Origin of the sequence: Bordetella petrii (assembly GCF_000067205.1) — a bacterium.
Classification (GTDB): Bacteria; Pseudomonadota; Gammaproteobacteria; order Burkholderiales; family Burkholderiaceae_B; genus Bordetella_A; species Bordetella_A petrii.
In genome coordinates, this window is the sequence record NC_010170.1 from 4,692,363 (window position 1) to 4,708,384 (window position 16,022).

General features: G+C 65.3%; 15 protein-coding genes. 8 read left to right on the forward strand and 7 right to left on the reverse strand.

All coding sequences use genetic code 11. From position 1 onward, the window contains the following. Window positions 1-10 precede the first annotated feature (10 nt). From BPET_RS22570 to BPET_RS22585, 4 genes are all read right to left on the reverse strand, one after another. Window positions 11-841: an ABC transporter substrate-binding protein gene (locus BPET_RS22570; RefSeq protein ID WP_012251277.1), complete on the reverse strand. Its 831-nt coding sequence runs from the start codon at window positions 839-841 to the stop codon at window positions 11-13. Window positions 842-860: 19 nt separating this feature from the next. Beyond that, window positions 861-2,090, reverse strand: a complete 1,230-nt coding sequence (locus BPET_RS22575; protein ID WP_012251278.1) for an aminotransferase class I/II-fold pyridoxal phosphate-dependent enzyme — start codon at window positions 2,088-2,090, stop codon at window positions 861-863. Between the two features lie 6 nt (window positions 2,091-2,096). Then, a complete protein-coding gene (locus BPET_RS22580; RefSeq protein ID WP_012251279.1) occupies window positions 2,097-2,768 on the reverse strand; it encodes an RraA family protein in 672 nt (223 codons plus the stop codon). A gap of 272 nt (window positions 2,769-3,040) precedes the next feature. Continuing rightward, entirely contained in the window at window positions 3,041-3,913 is an 873-nt protein-coding gene (locus BPET_RS22585) for a LysR substrate-binding domain-containing protein (RefSeq protein ID WP_012251280.1), read from the reverse strand. Window positions 3,914-3,999: 86 nt separating this feature from the next. Between BPET_RS22585 and BPET_RS22590 the strand changes: the two genes are divergently transcribed. The 4 genes from BPET_RS22590 to BPET_RS22605 all read left to right on the forward strand — a co-directional run bounded on the left by BPET_RS22590 (window position 4,000) and on the right by BPET_RS22605 (window position 8,232). Further along, the gene (locus BPET_RS22590) at window positions 4,000-4,866 is read left to right on the forward strand and encodes an HpcH/HpaI aldolase/citrate lyase family protein (RefSeq protein ID WP_012251281.1); all 867 of its coding nucleotides are present in this window, start codon (window positions 4,000-4,002) and stop codon (window positions 4,864-4,866) included. Window position 4,867: 1 nt separating this feature from the next. Next, complete coding sequence (locus tag BPET_RS22595) at window positions 4,868-6,085, forward strand: CaiB/BaiF CoA transferase family protein (RefSeq protein WP_012251282.1); 1,218 nt, start codon at window positions 4,868-4,870, stop codon at window positions 6,083-6,085. A gap of 82 nt (window positions 6,086-6,167) precedes the next feature. Next, window positions 6,168-7,154, forward strand: coding sequence for a Bug family tripartite tricarboxylate transporter substrate binding protein (locus BPET_RS22600; protein ID WP_012251283.1), 987 nt, complete (start codon window positions 6,168-6,170; stop codon window positions 7,152-7,154). Between the two features lie 28 nt (window positions 7,155-7,182). Further along, the gene (locus BPET_RS22605) at window positions 7,183-8,232 is read left to right on the forward strand and encodes a cyclase family protein (protein WP_012251284.1); all 1,050 of its coding nucleotides are present in this window, start codon (window positions 7,183-7,185) and stop codon (window positions 8,230-8,232) included. Window positions 8,233-8,249: 17 nt separating this feature from the next. On the opposite strand, the gene BPET_RS22610 is transcribed toward BPET_RS22605, so the two are convergent. Then, window positions 8,250-8,609, reverse strand: coding sequence for a nucleotide pyrophosphohydrolase (locus BPET_RS22610; RefSeq protein ID WP_012251285.1), 360 nt, complete (start codon window positions 8,607-8,609; stop codon window positions 8,250-8,252). Between the two features lie 153 nt (window positions 8,610-8,762). On the opposite strand from BPET_RS22610, the gene BPET_RS22615 reads away from it, so the two are divergent. From BPET_RS22615 to BPET_RS22630, 4 genes are all read left to right on the forward strand, one after another. Then, complete coding sequence (locus tag BPET_RS22615; protein ID WP_012251286.1) at window positions 8,763-9,365, forward strand: sigma-70 family RNA polymerase sigma factor; 603 nt, start codon at window positions 8,763-8,765, stop codon at window positions 9,363-9,365. After that, window positions 9,362-10,357 carry a FecR domain-containing protein gene (locus BPET_RS22620; RefSeq protein WP_012251287.1) on the forward strand — a complete coding sequence of 332 codons (996 nt, stop codon included), beginning with the start codon at window positions 9,362-9,364 and terminating at the stop codon, window positions 10,355-10,357. Before BPET_RS22615 ends, BPET_RS22620 begins: the two co-directional genes overlap by 4 nt. A gap of 133 nt (window positions 10,358-10,490) precedes the next feature. Further along, window positions 10,491-12,992 (forward strand): TonB-dependent siderophore receptor, encoded by a 2,502-nt coding sequence (locus BPET_RS22625; RefSeq protein WP_050978285.1) that lies wholly within the window; start codon window positions 10,491-10,493, stop codon window positions 12,990-12,992. A 975-nt stretch (window positions 12,993-13,967) separates the two neighbouring features. Then, complete coding sequence (locus tag BPET_RS22630; RefSeq protein ID WP_012251289.1) at window positions 13,968-14,249, forward strand: peptidylprolyl isomerase; 282 nt, start codon at window positions 13,968-13,970, stop codon at window positions 14,247-14,249. A gap of 21 nt (window positions 14,250-14,270) precedes the next feature. Here BPET_RS22630 and BPET_RS22635 read toward each other — a convergent pair whose 3' ends face one another. Then, window positions 14,271-14,993: an SDR family oxidoreductase gene (locus BPET_RS22635; RefSeq protein WP_041863177.1), complete on the reverse strand. Its 723-nt coding sequence runs from the start codon at window positions 14,991-14,993 to the stop codon at window positions 14,271-14,273. 8 nt (window positions 14,994-15,001) lie between these two features. After that, window positions 15,002-15,979, reverse strand: coding sequence for a Bug family tripartite tricarboxylate transporter substrate binding protein (locus tag BPET_RS22640; protein WP_012251291.1), 978 nt, complete (start codon window positions 15,977-15,979; stop codon window positions 15,002-15,004). Window positions 15,980-16,022 lie beyond the last annotated feature (43 nt).

The window sequence follows — 16,022 nt, forward strand, 5'->3', positions numbered from 1 at the left end:
CCCCGACGGCTCAACCCTTGATTTCTTCGACCTTGAAGACGCGCTTGGTCGGGAACTTGGTGTCCGGGCCAAACCAGCGGTCGAAGATCACCTGCATCTTGCCCGAGGCTTCCAGGCCGGACAACACCTTGTTGACCTCGGTGCGCAGGCCGTCTTCACCCTTGGCCATGCCAATGCCCCAGGGTTCGACAAACAGCGGGTCTTCAATGATCTCGAGCTTGACGGGCGACGACTCGGCGTCTTGCTTGAACTTCAGCAGCATCAGTTCCGAACCGACGAAGCCGGACACCTTCTTCTGCTGCAGCGCCATGAAGGCGGTGGGCGGATCCTTGAACGTGACCGTGGTCACGTCGGGAATCAGGCGCTTGGCGCCGGCTTCCGACGACGACCCCGCCACGGCGCTGACGCGCTTGCCGGCCAGGTCGGCGTTGGTTTTCAGCGTACCCGCGTCGTCGCGGCGGATCAGGATTTTCTGCGGGCTGACATAGTGCTGGTAGCTGTAGTCGATCTGCTTGGCGCGATCTGGGCTCCAACCCAGGTTGGCGGCCACGACGTCCACCCGGCCGCCGGCCAGTTCGGGAATGCGGGCAGCCACCGAGATCATCTTGACCTCCAGCTTGACGCCCAGATGGTCGGCAATGGCCTTGCACAGGTCGATTTCATAGCCGACGACCTGGCGGGTTTTCGGGTCCTGGAAACTGAAGGGCTCGGACGTGCCCAGCGTGCCGCATACCAGCGCGCCGCGTTCCTTGATGTTGGCCAGCGCGTCGGCGTGCGCCACGCCGGCAACACCCAGGCATGCCAGCAAGGGCACGTACTTCAGAATGTTCTTGAAGCTCATGATTTTCTCCCGTGAAATGTTATTTAAGTTGGCTGCACGCCCAAGACAGCTTTTCGCATCCGGTCCGTATGGTGTCGAGATCGGTGGCGAAACTCATGCGCATGTAGCCGGGGTTGCCATAGGCGGTGCCGTCCAGGACGGCGACGCCGGCGGCGTCCAGCAGGTAATGCACAAAATCCAGGTCGTTCCCGATGGTCTTGCCATCGGGGGTTCGCTTGCCAATGAAGCCCTGGATATTGGGAAACACATAGAACGCCCCTGCGGGCATGGGGCACGACATCGATTCGATGTCGTTGAGCAGGTCCACGATGATGTCGCGGCGCGCTTTGTACAGGGCGATGATGTCGGCCACGCATTGCTGGTCGGCCGACAGCGCCGTGGCCGCCGCCACCTGGCAGATCTGGCTGGCGCAGGAAGTCGATTGCGATATCAGCGTCGAAATCGCCTTGGCCATCCAGGCGGGGCCGGCGGCGTAACCTACGCGCCAGCCGGTCATGGCATAGGCCTTCGATACACCATTGACCAGCAGCACGCGCGGCCCCAGGCCGGGTTTGACGGCCAGCGGCGACACATAGCGGCCATCGTAGCAAAAGTGCTCGTAGATTTCGTCGACCATCAGCAGCACGTGCGGATGACGTTCCAGCACGGCCAGAAGCGCCGCGAGCTCTGCTTCGGTGTAGATGGCGCCGGAAGGATTATTGGGCGCATTGAGCAGCAGCCACTTCGTGCGCGGCGTAATGGCGGCTTCCAGCGCCTGCGGCGTCAACTTGAAACCCTGGGCCTCGACCGTGGGCACGATGACAGGCTTGCCATCGTTCAACAGCACCATGTCCGGGTACGACACCCAGTACGGCGTGGGAATGATGACTTCGTCGCCTGCGTCCAGCGTGGCCTGCAGCGCCGAGAAAATCAGCTGTTTGGCGCCGGTGCCCACCACGAGCTGGTCGAGCGAGAACGACAGGCCGTTCTCGCGGCTGAACTTCTGCTGCGCGGCAACCAGCAACTCGCGGATGCCCGACGACGACGTGTACTTGACCGATCCGCTTTCAATGGCCGCGATGCCGGCCCGCGCGATATGCGCGGGCGTGGGCACGTCGGGCTCGCCGATGGTGAAGTCGATGATGGTCTTGCCTTCGGCGCGTAGGCTGTCTACCTTGCGCTTGGCCGCCATGCTGGGTGAAGGCTTGATGGCGCTCATGCGCCGGGCCAGGAACGCGGCCGGATCTTGTTGCGTGGAGGTTACGGTCATGGCGGTCTACAGCAGGTTCTTCGCTTCCAGCACGGGGTGCAGCCAGCTCTGGCGTTCGTCGCCCGCGGCAATCTCGGCCATGATGCGTTCTTCCTTGGCGGCATGCTCGCGTGCCTTCTGCACCAGCACATCAGCCATGGCCACCGGGAACGACACAATGCCGTCTTCGTCGGCCACGATCACGTCGCCGGGCTGGATGATCTGGCCGCCAATGCTGACCGGCACGTTGACTTCGCCGGGGCCGTCTTTATACGGGCCGCGGTGCACGTGGCCGCGCGCATAGCAAGGGAAGTCGTCGTTCTCGAAAGCCGCGACGTCGCGAATCGCGCCGTCCACGATCAGGCCCGCGCAGCCGCGCTGCTGCAGGTAGCGCTTCATGATCTCGCCCACGCAGGCGTTGGTCAGGTCGCCGCCCGCGTCCACCACCAGCACGTGGCCGGGCTGAATCAGCGTCATGGCTTTGTAGATGAACAGGTTGTCGCCCGGCCGCGTCTTCACGGTAAGCGCGCTGCCCACCAGCTTGCCGCGCCGGTTGTAGCGGGACAAGCCAACCACGCCGCGCTGGCGGTGCAGGTTGTCGCTCAGGTGCGGGGTCACGATGGGCTGCAGCGCGGCAGCAAGCTCGGCGCTAAGCACCGGGGGGGCGGAATTGAGGGTGAATGGCGATGAATTCTGCATGGGCTCGTACTCCAGGAGCAGCGATCATGCAAAAAACGCGGACAACCCAAAAGGGAATTAAAAGCTTAAGTTCTTATTCCTTTAAGGAATATTTGCTCGAGCCTCCCACCGTACGGACCGGAAAAATCGAATATTTCCCCTTTTATAACAACAACTTGAGAAATCTCCGCGGGGGCCGCGCCCTGGGTTGGCCGGCGGACGCACCAGCGCGCCAAAATGGCGCGGCTACGGGTAAGTCCTTATGCAGCGCCGTGGCATGCCCGGCAACGACCTCAGGTCCGATACTCCTGCTCCGCGGCTTTTACAAAAGCCTCCACCAGTTGCATGCGCGGACACGAGCGGGCCCAGATCAGGCCAAAGCGGCGCGGCTGGCAGGGCACGGGCAAGGGCAGGCTGATGACGTTCAGGCCCTGCTTCCACAGGTTCCAGGCATTGGGCACGATAGCCACGCCCAGGCCTTTGTTGACCATCAGGGCGATGGATTCGGTCGAGGCCAGTTCGTAGCGGTCGCGCGTGGCGATGCCCGACTTCTTCAGGTACTGGTCGATCAGGTTGCCGATCCAGCTGCCGGCTTCGTAGCGAATGAAGTCTTCACTGTTGAGCAAGTCTTGCGCGCTGCGCCCCTGATGAGAGGCCGAGGCCAGCAATGAAAAATGTTCTTCGCGCAGCAGGCGCCACACCAGCTTCTTGGGCAGTTCGAACGGCGCTTCCAGGGCAATGGCGACGTCCAGCTCGCCGCTTTCGACGCTGGCGTAGAACTCGGTGGACAGCCCGGCGCGAATGAACACATGCAGGTCGGGATAGCGCCTGGCCAGCGTGGCCAGGATATTGGGCACGGTGCTGTTCAACGACGTATTGCCGGTGCCCAGGCGCAACTCGCCGCGTATCTCGCGGGCGTGGGCCAGGGTGCGCAGGGAATCCACATCGTCCAATATTTTCTGCGATGTCTCGAGGATGCGATGCGCTGCTTCGGTCAGGTGCACCGTCTTGCCCGAACGGGCCACCAGGGGCGCGTCGACGTGCGTTTCAAGTGCGCGAATCTGCTGCGCCACGGCGCCATGCGTGATGTTCAGGCGGCGGGCGGCCTCGGCCATGGAGCCATAGCGGTGGATGGCCAGCAGCGTATGCAGGAAATGGGTATTCACGTCATAGATTTTATATCTTCTGAAGGTAGATTAAGCACAGCCGAACGGCGCGGCGCTTCTCCATAATCGCAGCAAAAGGAGACCCCATGAGAAGCAAGCTGTTCGTCCCGGCTTCCCGCCCGGAGTTGTTCACCAAGGCACTCGCCAGCGCGGCCGACGCCATCAGTTTCGACCTGGAAGACGCCGTGCTGCCCGATCGCAAAGCATATGCGCGCGAACAACTGGGCCTGCTGCTGGACGAGCCCGCGGCGGCACGATCGGGCAAGACCCTGATCGTGCGCGTCAATGCCATGGACACGAGCCACTTCGTGGACGATCTGCGCGTGGCCTGCCGGGCCGGCATCGACATCATCAATATTCCCAAAATCGAATCGCGCGATGACCTGCTGGCCGGTATTGCGCAGTTGGAACAGATCGAACCCGGAGTACGCGCCGCGGGCCAGCCGCCCGTGAAGGTGCTGGCCAATATCGAGTCGCCGGCGGCGCTGCTGAACGCGGCGCAGATCGCGGGCGCGCACGAGCGGGTGTGGGGCCTGCAACTCGGCCTGGGCGATCTGTTCGAACCGCTGGACATCGCCCGCTACGACGCCCCCAATGTGCATGCCGTAATGTTCGCCTTGCGTATGGCGGCCGCCGCGTCGGGCCGCGTGGTGCTGGATTCGGCCTACGCCGACGTGACGAACGCGCAGGGTTTCCGTGAAGAGGCCCTGCTGGCGCGGCGCGTGGGCTTTCTGGGTAAGACTTGCATCCACCCCAGCCAAGTCGCGCTGGCCAACGACGTATTCAGTCCTACCGAACAAGAACTGGCCTGGGCGCGCAAGATCATCGATGCCGAGGCCCGCAATGGAGGCAACGGCGCCTACCTGCTCGACGGCAAGATGATCGACGCACCCTTCGTGCAGCGCGCGCGGCTGATCGTGGCGCGGGCTGGGCAACAAGCAGCGGGGCACTGACATGAGCCAGCCAGACGCTCCCGCCGGGTCTGCCCCGCTGGCCGGCATCAAGGTCATCGACCTCAGCGCCTATATTGCCGGCCCCTACGGCGGCGCCTTGCTGGCCGACCTGGGCGCCGATGTCATCAAGGTAGAACCGCCCGACGGCGACAACCTGCGCCGGTATCCGTCGACCCTGGCCGCGGAAAGCCGCGCCTTCCTGGGCGTGAACCGCGGCAAGCGCGGCGTGTGCCTGGACCTGAAACAACCCGCCGGCCAAAAGATACTGCGGCGGCTTGCGCGGCGGGCCGACGTGCTGCTGCACAATTTCCGGCCTTCGGTGCCCGCCCGCCTGGGCATCGACTACGCGACGCTCGGCGCGCTCAACCCGCGCCTGGTGTACTGCGCCATGACAGGCTATGGGCAAAGCGGTCCGCTGGCCGACAACGCCGGCTATGACCAGGTGCTGCAAGCGCGCACCGGCATCTGCGCGGCGCAAGGCATGGGCCGCGCCGGGCCGGAGATCGTATATGGGTCGGTGGTGGACTACTACGCCGCCGCCATGGTGGCCAACGGCATCACGGCGGCGCTGTACCAGCGCGAGCGCACCGGCCGAGGCCAGGAAGTATCGGTGTCGCTGCTGGGCAGCGCGCTGGCCATGCAGTCGGCGCGCCTGGTGATGCAGCAGGACGAGCCGCGCGACATTAACCGCGACATGCGGTCGGGAGGCATTACCGGTATTCATCCCACCAAGGCCGGACACCTGTACATATCGGCCAATACCGCGCACTTCTGGAAGTCGCTGTGCACGCTCATCGGCAAGCCTGAGCTGGCCGACGACGAACGCTACGATTCGGTCAAAAAACGCGCGGCCCATGCCGACGAGCTGATTCCCCTGATCCGTCAGGGCCTGGCGGCGCGCACGGCCCTGGAGTGGGAAGAAATATTCGGGGTATCGGTGCCCTGCGCGGCGGTGCGCAAGGTAGAAGACATGTTCGACGACCCGCAGGTCGCCGCGCAGGATTTCATCTTGGACATGCACCACTGCAAGGCCGGCGCATACAAAGGGATAGCCAACCTGATCAAGTTCGGCGCCAACCCCGCCGGCACCCGGCCCTACGGGGCGCCCGGCCTGGGCGAGCATACCCGCGCGGTGCTGGGCGAGCTGGACCTGTCGCCACAAGAGATCGAGTCCGCGTTTTCAAGCGGAGCCGCCGCCGAACACGAAACCGGCGGGTGACGCCGCGCACACGCCCACTTGCGTCTTACGCAGTATCTATAAACAATCCGCCGGCACGACTGGCGTACAACGGAGACAAACCATGCGTCATACCAGGAAAATGCTGCAAGCCGCCGCGCTGGCCTGCCTGCTGGGCCAGTTCGCGCTGCCCGCCACGGCGGCGGCCCAGGGCTACCCCGACAAACCCATCACCATGCTGGTGCCCTACCCGGCCGGCCAGTCGGTGGACTTGCTGGCGCGCGTCATCAGCGACGGATTGTCGAAGGTGCTGGGCCAGCCCATCATCGTCGAAAACAAGCCGGGCGCCGGCGGTACCTTGGGCACGGGCCTGGTGGCGCGCGCCGCGCCCGACGGATACACCCTGGGCATGAGTTCCAGCGGTCCGCTGGGCATTGCGCCGCACCTGTTCAAGAACACCAACTACGATCCGGTCAAGGACTTCACCGCCATCATGAACGTGGCCGCCGTGGCGCAGACCATGGTGGTGTCGGCCAAGTCGGACATCACGTCCGTGCAAGACCTGGTGGCCGCCGCCAAGGCCAAGCCCAACAAGCTCAACTTCGGTTCGCCGGGCAACGGGTCAACCAGCCACTTGACCCAGGAAATGTTCAAGCAGCGCGCCCACGTGCAGATGCTGCACGTGCCCTACAAGGGCGGCCCGGCCGCCATCACCGACCTGATCGGCGGACAGATCGACGTGCTGTTCGAAGCTTCGCCCACCGTCACGCCTTTCATCAATCGCGGCGACCTGCGCGCGCTGGCGGTAACCACCCGCGCGCCGATTCCGGCGCTGCCGCAAGTCAAGCCGCTGGCCAGCCAGGGCTACGAGAACTTCGAAGCCGTAGGCTGGATGGGCATCGTGGGGCCGGCCCACATGAAGCCGGAAGTCGTGCGCACGCTGCACGCGGCGCTGGTCAAGACGCTGCAAGACCCCGCCGTGCGCCAGAAGCTCGACACGCAGGGTATGCTGACCGTCGGCGACACGCCTGAACAGTTCGCGGCCTTCATCAAGAGCGAATCCGAAAAATGGGGCTCGGTAATTCGCAGCGCCGACATCAAGGTTCAATAATCCCGCAGCGGCATACCGGAGGATAGCCATGACTGGCGAACGCGGACAACAACGATGGAAGCACCGGCCGCCGGGGTCGAACTGGGGCGACTTCGGTCCCGACGACCAGCTGGGCCGCCTGAACCTGCTGACGCCGGCCCGCGTGGCCGCCGCCGCGCGGGAAATCACCAGCGGCCAGCGCTTCTGCCTGAGCCTGCCGCTAGATTACCCGGGCGGCAACCTGCTGAACCCGTTCCGGTATCCGCCGCAATTGCGCGCCACCACGCGCAAAGGCAAGTTCGCCTACAACATGGCGCATTGCTGCGAGCACCCCGGCGTGACCGACGTGATCTGCGACGACTACGTCGTGCTGTACACGCAGTACTCGACACAGTGGGACAGCTTCGCGCACGTGGGCTCGATGTTCGACGTGCACGGCACGGGCGAACCCGTGCCGGTGTACTACAACGGCTATGCCGCGGGCGAGCATATCCAGGGCGCCTCGCGCGCGGCCGAAGAAGGCGAGCACCAGCCCGTGCGCGCGGCCCGGCTGGGCATCGACAATTTCGCCGCCACGCCCATCCAGGGCCGCGGCGTGCTGGTGAACCTGCGCAAGCACTTCGGCGACGAGCGCCACGAAGTGGACTACGACGACCTGATGCATGTGCTGCAGGCAGACCGCATCGTGGTCGAGCCCGGCGACATCCTGTGCCTGCACACCGGCTTTGCCGATGTGCTGCTGTCGATGGAGCGCCAGCCCGATCCGCATGTGCTGCACGGCGCCTGCAGCGTGCTGGACGGCCGCGACGAGCGCCTGCGCGACTGGATCCGCGACAGCCAGATCGCCGCGCTGGTGGCCGACAACTACGCGGTAGAACGCCGCCCGCCGCAAGGGCCGCTAGGCATACAGGGCGCCTTCATGCCCATCCATGAACTGTGCCTGTTCAAGCTGGGCGTGCCGCTGGGAGAACTGTGGTACTTGTCGGAACTGGCCGCCGCGCTGGCGGCGCAAGAGCGCAGCCGGTTCTTTCTGACGGCGCCGCCCCTGCGCCTGCCGGGCGCGGTGGGGTCGCCGGTAACGCCGGTAGCCACTATCTAGGCAAGGTTGGCCCAGGCCTATCGCAAGTGCCTGGGCAGCGCATCCCCCACCGGGTACTTCTGCCGGTTGACCTCGATCTTGTGGGCAATGGCCTCGTTCATGTCCACGCCCAGCTCCATGGCCAGGCGCACCAGGTACAACATTACGTCGGCCAGTTCATCGCGCACCGCGCGGGCGGTGCGCGCGTCTTGCGCCACGCGCCTGGACGCGTCTTCGGTCAGCCACTGAAAAATCTCGACCAGCTCGCCCACTTCGCCAGTCAACGCCATGGCCAGGTTCTTGGGTGAATGGAACTGGTTCCAGTCGCGCTCGTCGGCAAACTTCTGCAGCACCGCTTCCAGCGGCTTCAAGTCGATGAGTCGGTCGGTGGCGTCCATAGCGTGTTTCCAGCGGGGTTACGGGCGAATCCAGCCAGTGTAGCGGCTGCTGTGTACGGGTAAACCCGTGTGGCGAACGCGCGTCGCCATGCCACAGAACGCCTGGCCTCGGCCGCCAATACTTCAAAACAAGAACTATTTCTATTACCATTCATGTGTCCAACTTTGCTGAAAACTCCCCAGAGAGTTTCGATTGTGACCGCCGCGCCCCCCTTTTCGCTTTCTTCGCCACCGATCGATACGCTGTACGCCGATCATCACGCCTGGCTGCGGGCCTGGCTGCAGCGGCGCCTGGGCAACGCCGCCGACGCGGCGGACCTGGCGCACGAAGCATTCCTGCGCCTGATCCTGAAGCCGGCCTCGCGTGGCTTCGGCAGCCCGCTCGAAGCCCGGGCGTACCTGCGCGCCATGGCCCAGGGCATGTGCATCAACCTGTGGCGCCGCCGCGAAATCGAACAAGCCTGGCTGGATACGCTGGCCGCCCAACCCCCGGCGTACGCGCCGTCGGCTGAACGGCAGGCCATGGTGCTCGAGGCCTTGCAAGAAATCGCTGAGCTGCTGCACAGCCTGCCCGGCAAGGCGGCGCAGGCCTTCCTGATGTCTGCCGTGTGCGGCATGACCGCGGCCGACGTGGGCGGCGAGCTGGGCGTGTCGTCGCGCATGGTGCGCAAGTACGTGGCCCAGGCCATGCTGCGCTGCATGCAGGCGCAAGCCGGGCAAACCGCGGCCGCGTTGCGGCATGCGCCGCCCCTATGAGCCAGCCTTCGCATGCCGTCATGGAGCATGCGGCGCAGTGGTATGCGCTGCTGATTTCGGGCGAAGCCAGCGCGGCCGACCAGGCACGCTGGCAGGCCTGGCTGGCCGCGCACCCGCATCACCGGCAGGCCTGGCAGTACGTGGAATCGGTCAGCCAGCGCGTGCTGGCGCCGCTGCAGGACACGCCCGACCCGCGCCAGATGGCCGCCAAGGTTTATGCCGTGCATGAGCGCGCCCGCATGCGCCGCCGGGTGCTGGCGGGCATTGGCACCATAGCGGGCGCCGCCGCGCTGGGCTGGGCGGCGCGGCCCGACTCGCCCATGGCCGGTGCCATCGCCGCCTGGACGGCCGACTACCGCACCGGCGCGGGAGACATACGCCAGTTCACCCTGGCCGACGGCTCGCAGGTATGGCTGAACACCGCCAGCGCGCTCGATGCCGACATGCGGGGCGGCCTACGCAGGCTGACCCTGGCGGCGGGCGAGATCCTGGTGTCCACCGCTCGCGGCGACGCGCGGCCCTTCGTGGTTGACACGGCGCAGGGCCGCATGCGCGCGCTGGGCACCCGCTTCACCGTCCGCCGCGAACAAGGCCACACGTTCCTGGCGGTATTCGACGGCGCCGTCGAAATACGCACCGCCAGAGCTGGCGCGGTCCAAGTCATTCCGGCCGGCTGGCAAACCCGGTTCGCTGCCGGCACTATCGAGGCCAGCGTGCCCGCCGACCTGGCGCGCGAGGCGTGGAGCCGGGGCGAGCTGGTCGCCTGGAATCTTTCGCTGGCCGACGTCGTCGACGAACTGGGCCGCTACCATCCGGCGCACATCAGCCTGGCGCCCAATGTCGCGCAACGACGCGTGTTCGGCACGTTTCCCTTGCGCGATATGGATGGCGCCCTGGCCATGCTGTCACAGGCCGCTGCGCTGCGGGTGCGCCGGCCCTGGCCGTGGTGGATATCCATTACCGACGGCGCGGCGCAGCCGCCCTCGCGGTGATTTTTCAAAAAACAGTTCCGCTTTTCGCCTTCTCGATTGATTAAGGGAATAGAAGGGCCGCAACGCCAGAGCGCGCCATGCGCGCGCGAACGGCAGGCCGCCATTTACCGTCATCGTAGAAAGGGAAACCGCCATGTACCGGCGTTTATCGCATGCCTTGCCCCGCGCCCTGGCCGGGCAGCCCGCGCCAACCCGCGCACTCTGCCACGAACAGCCCGCCAGCCCGGCCGAATGGCCGCCACGGCCAATGGCGGCGTGGATGCGGATGGCGGCGTCGGCAGCCATCGCCGCGGCCGCCTGGGCGCTCCCCGGCCAGGCCGGCGCTGCGCAGGCGCAGTTGCACGCGCAGGTTCAAATGCAACCACAACAGCGAGCCCCGGCGCAGGCGGCCGCGCAGCACCCTTACGATATTCCCGCCGGCCCCCTGCGAACCGTGCTGACGCAGTTTGCCAGCGAGGCGGGCATCTACCTGGCCGGCTCCATCGATCTGGCCAACGGCAAAACCAGCCCTGGCCTACAGGGCAACTACACCGTGTCGCAGGGCCTGGCCCGCGTGCTGGCCGGCACCGGCCTGCAGGCCGTGCCGGACGCGAACCGGCGCTACGTGCTCAAGCCGCTGCCGCCTGCCAGCGTCAGCGAACTGCCGGCGGTGACGGTCACGGGCCAGTCTGAATTCGCCACCGGCCCGGTGGTGGGCTACATGGCGCAACGCAGTGCCACCGCCACCAAAACCGACACGCCCATCGTGGAGACCCCGCAGTCGATCTCGGTGGTCACCGCCAACCAGATCCGCGACACCGCTTCCAACACGCTGGACCAGGCGCTGACCTACAGCGCCGGCGTGCGCACATCCATCTACGGGGCCAGTTCGCGCATGGACACGGCCCAGGCGCGCGGCGTGGAAATCGAGGACATTTTTCTGGACGGCCTGAAAGACCGGGTGGACTTCTGGACCAGCACACCGCGCGTCGAACCCTATCTGATGGAGCGCATGGAAGTGCTGCGCGGGCCTTCGTCCATGCTGTACGGCCAGGGCGGCACCGGCGGGTTGATCAACAACGTCAGCAAGCTGCCCCAGGCCGAGGCGCGGCACGAAATCGGCGTGCAAGTGGGCAGCCACAATGCCCGCCAACTGCAGGCAGACCTGACAGGCCCGCTGACCGAAGACGGCACCTGGCTGTACCGGCTGGTGGCCCTGGGCCGCGAAAGCGGCACGCAAATCGACTACGGCCAGGACGACCGCCAGTTGATCGCCCCATCGCTCACCTGGACGCCCAGCGCCGCCACCGAACTCACCCTGCGGCTGAAATGGCAGAAAGACCGGGCCAACGGCGATTCCGGCAGCACGCTGCCCTGGGAAGGCACCATTCTGCCGAACCCCAACGGGCGCATCTCTCGCCACACCTTCGTGGGCCAACCTGGCTACGACCGCTTTGATGCCGACAGTCTGCAGGCGGGTTGGTCGTTCCGGCACGACCTGAACGACCAGTGGACATTCCGCCAAAGCACGCGCTGGACCGACAACAAGACCGATTACGGCGCTTTCGACGTGTATGCGCCCTACCTGGATCCCGACCAGCGCATGCTGAGCCGCGCGGCGTATTTCTGGAAACACCACACGCAGATCCTGGCGACAGACCAGAACCTGGTGGGCAAATTCTCGACCGGATCGGTCGCTCACCAGTTGCTGGTGGGCGTGGACTTCCTGCGTTATCGGGATTCGGGTTCGGGCGTAGACGACTACACCGGCCTGGCCCCCATCGACGTCTACAACCCCATTTATCAGGTAGGCTACCAGCCCCCGCCGCGCGAGCCGATCGCCACCAGCGGCATCAAGCAACTGGGGGTGTATATCCAGGACGAAATGCGCTGGCGCAACTGGATCCTGCTGGCAGGCTGGCGGCACGACGAAGCCAAGAACTGGGAAGACGGCGCAGACGACCGCAACGACCGCGCCGATTCCATGCGTTTCGGCCTGATGTACGAAATTGTGCCCGGGCTGCTGCCGTACATCAGCTACGCCGAATCGTTCCTGCCTCAGGCCAATACCAGCTACGGCCAGCGGCTGCGGCCGCTGCGCGGCAAGCAATGGGAAGCCGGCATCAAGTACCAGCCGCCCGCGCAAGACTGGCGCGCGTCGGCCGCCGTGTTCGAACTGCGCGAAGTCAACCGCACGGTAGAGATCTCTGAAACGCAAGTCTCGCAACGCGGCAAAACCCGCAATACCGGCCTGGAACTGGAATGGGTGGGGTCCATTACGCCGCGGCTCGACATCAACGCCAGCTTCACTTACTTGAACGTCGACAAAGAACTGACGGGCGTACCCAAGCGCCAGGCGGCCTTGTGGAGCACTTACAAGTTCTCGCTGGGCAACATCGACGGCTTCACGGTAGGCGCGGGCGTGCACTACGCCAGCAGCTTCGTGGACGAATCCGGCGACGTCGCCAACGTGCCGCGCACCCCTTCAGTAACCTTGCTCGACGCCATGCTGGCCTGGGAAAACCGCAACTGGCGCGTGGCGCTTAACGCCAGCAACCTGACCGACAAGGCGTACTTCTCGCAATGCTGGTCATGGGGCTCATGCGCCTACGGCCCTGGCCGGCTGGTCACGCTGACCACTTCGTACCGCTGGTAAGCGCCGCCTGCCGCGACATCGGATGTGCACGCCGCGGAAGTTACGCAATCACACTTCGCCGCGCGCGGTTAAACGGCAGGTTTCCATAGATGCCAGGTTCGCCATAGCTGTACGCAGGCGTCAGGTGCGCCACAAATGTCCACAGATGTTCGCAGGTGTCTGGCTCCGTACTGATCCGCAGGTGTCTGGCTCCGCAGGTGCCTGACACCGTACTGATGAAGCAGCCGAGGCGCACCTCGGTGTCTGACACCTACGGAGTCAGACACCTGACATGGCACTGACCTGGCACCTCCGCAGGTGTCTGGCTCCGCAGGTGTCTGACACCGTACTGATGGAGCAGCCGAGGCGTACCTCGGTGTCTGACACCTACGGAGTCAGACACCTGACCTGGCACTGACCTGGCACTGACCTGGCATCTCCGCAGGTGTCTGGCTCCGCAGGTGTCTGGCTCCGCAGGTGCCTGACACCGTACTGATGAAGCAGCCGAGACGCACCTCGGTGTCTGACACCTACGGAGTCAGACACCTGACCTGGCACTGACCTGGCATCTCCGCAGGTGTCTGGCTCCGCAGGTGCCTGACACCGTACTGATGGAGCAGCCGAGGCGCACCTCGGTGTCTGACACCTACGGAGTCAGACACCTGACCTGGCACTGACCTGGCATCTGACCTGGCACCTGACCTGACCGCTGGTTCCCCCTCCCAGCCACGACATGGGACCTGCGCGGCCCGCGAATTCGCTCGATCGCAGTTTGACGGCGTGTGGCTGGGCGGGGTGGCGCGTTGGGCGGCGGGGTGGCCTGCATAGCAGGCCGAGGGCGCGTGGGTGCGCCCGAGCCCGACGCACGGGCGCCGCCCTGCCCAGCCGCACGCCGCGAAGCGGGGCAAGAAATCCCCCCGCCCCCCCAAAACCCCGTTTTACTGCCGCCCCAGACTCAGGCAATATGGCGTTTTGCTTACGAAAAAGGAGTCTTCCATGGCCCAAGCATCCGCACGCCATATCCTGGTTTCCACCGAAGCGAAGTGCAACGAGCTCAAGGCCGCGATCGAAGGCGGCGCCGACTTCGCCCAGGTGGCCCGCGAGAATTCCAGCTGCCCCTCGGCCCGCGACGGCGGCAACCTGGGCACCTTTGGCCCCGGCCAGATGGTCAAGGAATTCGACACCGTCGTCTTCAGCGCCCCCGTCGGCGTGGTGCAAGGCCCGGTGAAAACCCAGTTCGGCTATCACCTGGTCGAAGTCACCGACCGCCAAGACTGAACCCCTTGGGCCGCGGCCGCCCTACAGCGGCGCCGCGCCCACCGACAGCCCCCCGCACGCGTACAAAACCTGCCCTGTAACAAAGCGGGCATCGGCAGACAGGAAAAAAGCAATCACCCCCGCGATATCTTCAGGCTTGCCCAGGCGCTTGAGCGGAATACGCTGCTCCAGTTCCTGTCGCTGAGCGGCGCTCATGGGGTTGTTGTTGCGATACAGCTCTGTCATCACCGGGCCGGGCGCCACCGCATTGACCGTAATGCCGTGCGTGCCCAGTTCCAGCGCCCAGGTGCGGGTAAAGCCCAGCAGGCCGCTCTTGGCTCCGGCGTAGGCCGTGCGCCGAGGCATGCCCAGCGCGGCGCGGCTGGCAATATTCACAATGCTGCCCTGGTTGCTGCGTATCATCGATGGCAAGCAGGCCTGCACACACTGCATCGGCGCCCGCAGGTTCACGGCCAGCAGCCGGTCCAGCTCCTCGGGCGAGGTTTCCCGCAGCGTGTGTGAAGTCGTCAAGCCAGCGTTGTTCACAATGCTGTCTACCGGAAAACGCGCCACAATATCGGCCAGCGTGCCAGCGGTGGCGGCGGCATCGGCCAGATCGGCCTGGAAGAACTCGCCGGGAAATCCCTCCGCCGGCGCGCCGCGGGCCAGGCCAATAACCTGGTGGCCGTCACGCGCCAGGCGCTGCGCCGCAGCCAGGCCAATGCCGCGGCTGGCGCCGGTAATCAGAATCGTGCGCGCAGACATGGTCGGACTCATTCGACTTTGGCGCCCGACTGCTTCACCACCTTGGCCCACCTGTCCACTTCGCCCTGCACGAACTGGGCAAACTCCGGCGTGGCATTGGGCGCCTTCGGCTTGACCACGCCGCGCTGGTCGAACACCTTGCGCACGGCGTCGCTGGCCAATGCCTTGTTCACGGCCACGTTCATCTGCTGCACGATGGCGGGGTCCGTTGCCGCGGGCGCAAACAGGCCAAACCAGGATTGCACCGAGAAATCCGGCAGGCCAGACTCGGCCAGAGTGGGAATATCCGGCGCCGAGGGCGACCGCTCGGACGTGGTCACGCCCAGGGCGCGCAGCTTGCCCGCCTGCACGTTGGGCAGCACGGTTGGCATGTTGTCGAAAATGGAATCCACCTGCCCGCCCAGCAGGTCGGTCATGGCGGGGCCGCTGCCGCGATATGGCACATGCAGAATATTGGTTCCCGTCTGCAGCTTGAACAATTCGCACGACATATGAATCGCCGAGCCGGTGCCCGATGACGCACAGGTCAGCTTGCCGGGATTCGCCTTGGCGTACTCGATGTAGTCTTTCACGCTTTTGATCGGCAGCGACGGATTCACCACCAGCAGGTTGGGCACGGTGCCCAACATCGCCACGCTGGCGAAGTCTTGCACAATGTCGTAGTTCAGTTGCTTGTACAGCGTGCGGTTGATGGCGTTGGCCGTAGACCCGACATAAAAAGTGTAGCCATCGGGCTCCGCGCGCTTGACGATCTCGGCGCCGATGTTGCTGTTTGCCCCGGTACGGTTTTCCACCACAAAGGTCTGGCCGGTCTGCTCGCTGAGCTCGTGCGCCAGGGTGCGGGCGATGATGTCGGTGGTGCCGCCCGCGGCGTAGCCGACCACCCATGTCACAGGGCGTTGGGGCCACGTCGGCCCAGCCCACGCGGCGGGAACGGTCTGCAAAACCATGGCCAACCCGCACAAAATAGCAATTCTCCTGAACATTTGCTCTCTCCTTTGTTCATTGTGGTTATGCGCGCGGCCGGCG

What these genes read in the sequence shown, in the direction of transcription:
- BPET_RS22615 (WP_012251286.1), top strand. Translation starts at nt 8,763, where the DNA reads ATGTGTCCAACTTTGCTGAAAACTCCCCAGAGAGTTTCGATTGTGACC.
- BPET_RS22570 (WP_012251277.1), bottom strand. Translation starts at nt 841, where the DNA reads ATGAGCTTCAAGAACATTCTGAAGTACGTGCCCTTGCTGGCATGCCTG.
- BPET_RS22625 (WP_050978285.1), top strand. Translation starts at nt 10,491, where the DNA reads ATGTACCGGCGTTTATCGCATGCCTTGCCCCGCGCCCTGGCCGGGCAG.
- BPET_RS22630 (WP_012251289.1), top strand. Translation starts at nt 13,968, where the DNA reads ATGGCCCAAGCATCCGCACGCCATATCCTGGTTTCCACCGAAGCGAAG.
- BPET_RS22610 (WP_012251285.1), bottom strand. Translation starts at nt 8,609, where the DNA reads ATGGACGCCACCGACCGACTCATCGACTTGAAGCCGCTGGAAGCGGTG.
- BPET_RS22590 (WP_012251281.1), top strand. Translation starts at nt 4,000, where the DNA reads ATGAGAAGCAAGCTGTTCGTCCCGGCTTCCCGCCCGGAGTTGTTCACC.
- BPET_RS22600 (WP_012251283.1), top strand. Translation starts at nt 6,168, where the DNA reads ATGCGTCATACCAGGAAAATGCTGCAAGCCGCCGCGCTGGCCTGCCTG.
- BPET_RS22640 (WP_012251291.1), bottom strand. Translation starts at nt 15,979, where the DNA reads ATGTTCAGGAGAATTGCTATTTTGTGCGGGTTGGCCATGGTTTTGCAG.
- BPET_RS22605 (WP_012251284.1), top strand. Translation starts at nt 7,183, where the DNA reads ATGACTGGCGAACGCGGACAACAACGATGGAAGCACCGGCCGCCGGGG.
- BPET_RS22635 (WP_041863177.1), bottom strand. Translation starts at nt 14,993, where the DNA reads ATGTCTGCGCGCACGATTCTGATTACCGGCGCCAGCCGCGGCATTGGC.
- BPET_RS22620 (WP_012251287.1), top strand. Translation starts at nt 9,362, where the DNA reads ATGAGCCAGCCTTCGCATGCCGTCATGGAGCATGCGGCGCAGTGGTAT.
- BPET_RS22575 (WP_012251278.1), bottom strand. Translation starts at nt 2,090, where the DNA reads ATGACCGTAACCTCCACGCAACAAGATCCGGCCGCGTTCCTGGCCCGG.
- BPET_RS22595 (WP_012251282.1), top strand. Translation starts at nt 4,868, where the DNA reads ATGAGCCAGCCAGACGCTCCCGCCGGGTCTGCCCCGCTGGCCGGCATC.
- BPET_RS22580 (WP_012251279.1), bottom strand. Translation starts at nt 2,768, where the DNA reads ATGCAGAATTCATCGCCATTCACCCTCAATTCCGCCCCCCCGGTGCTT.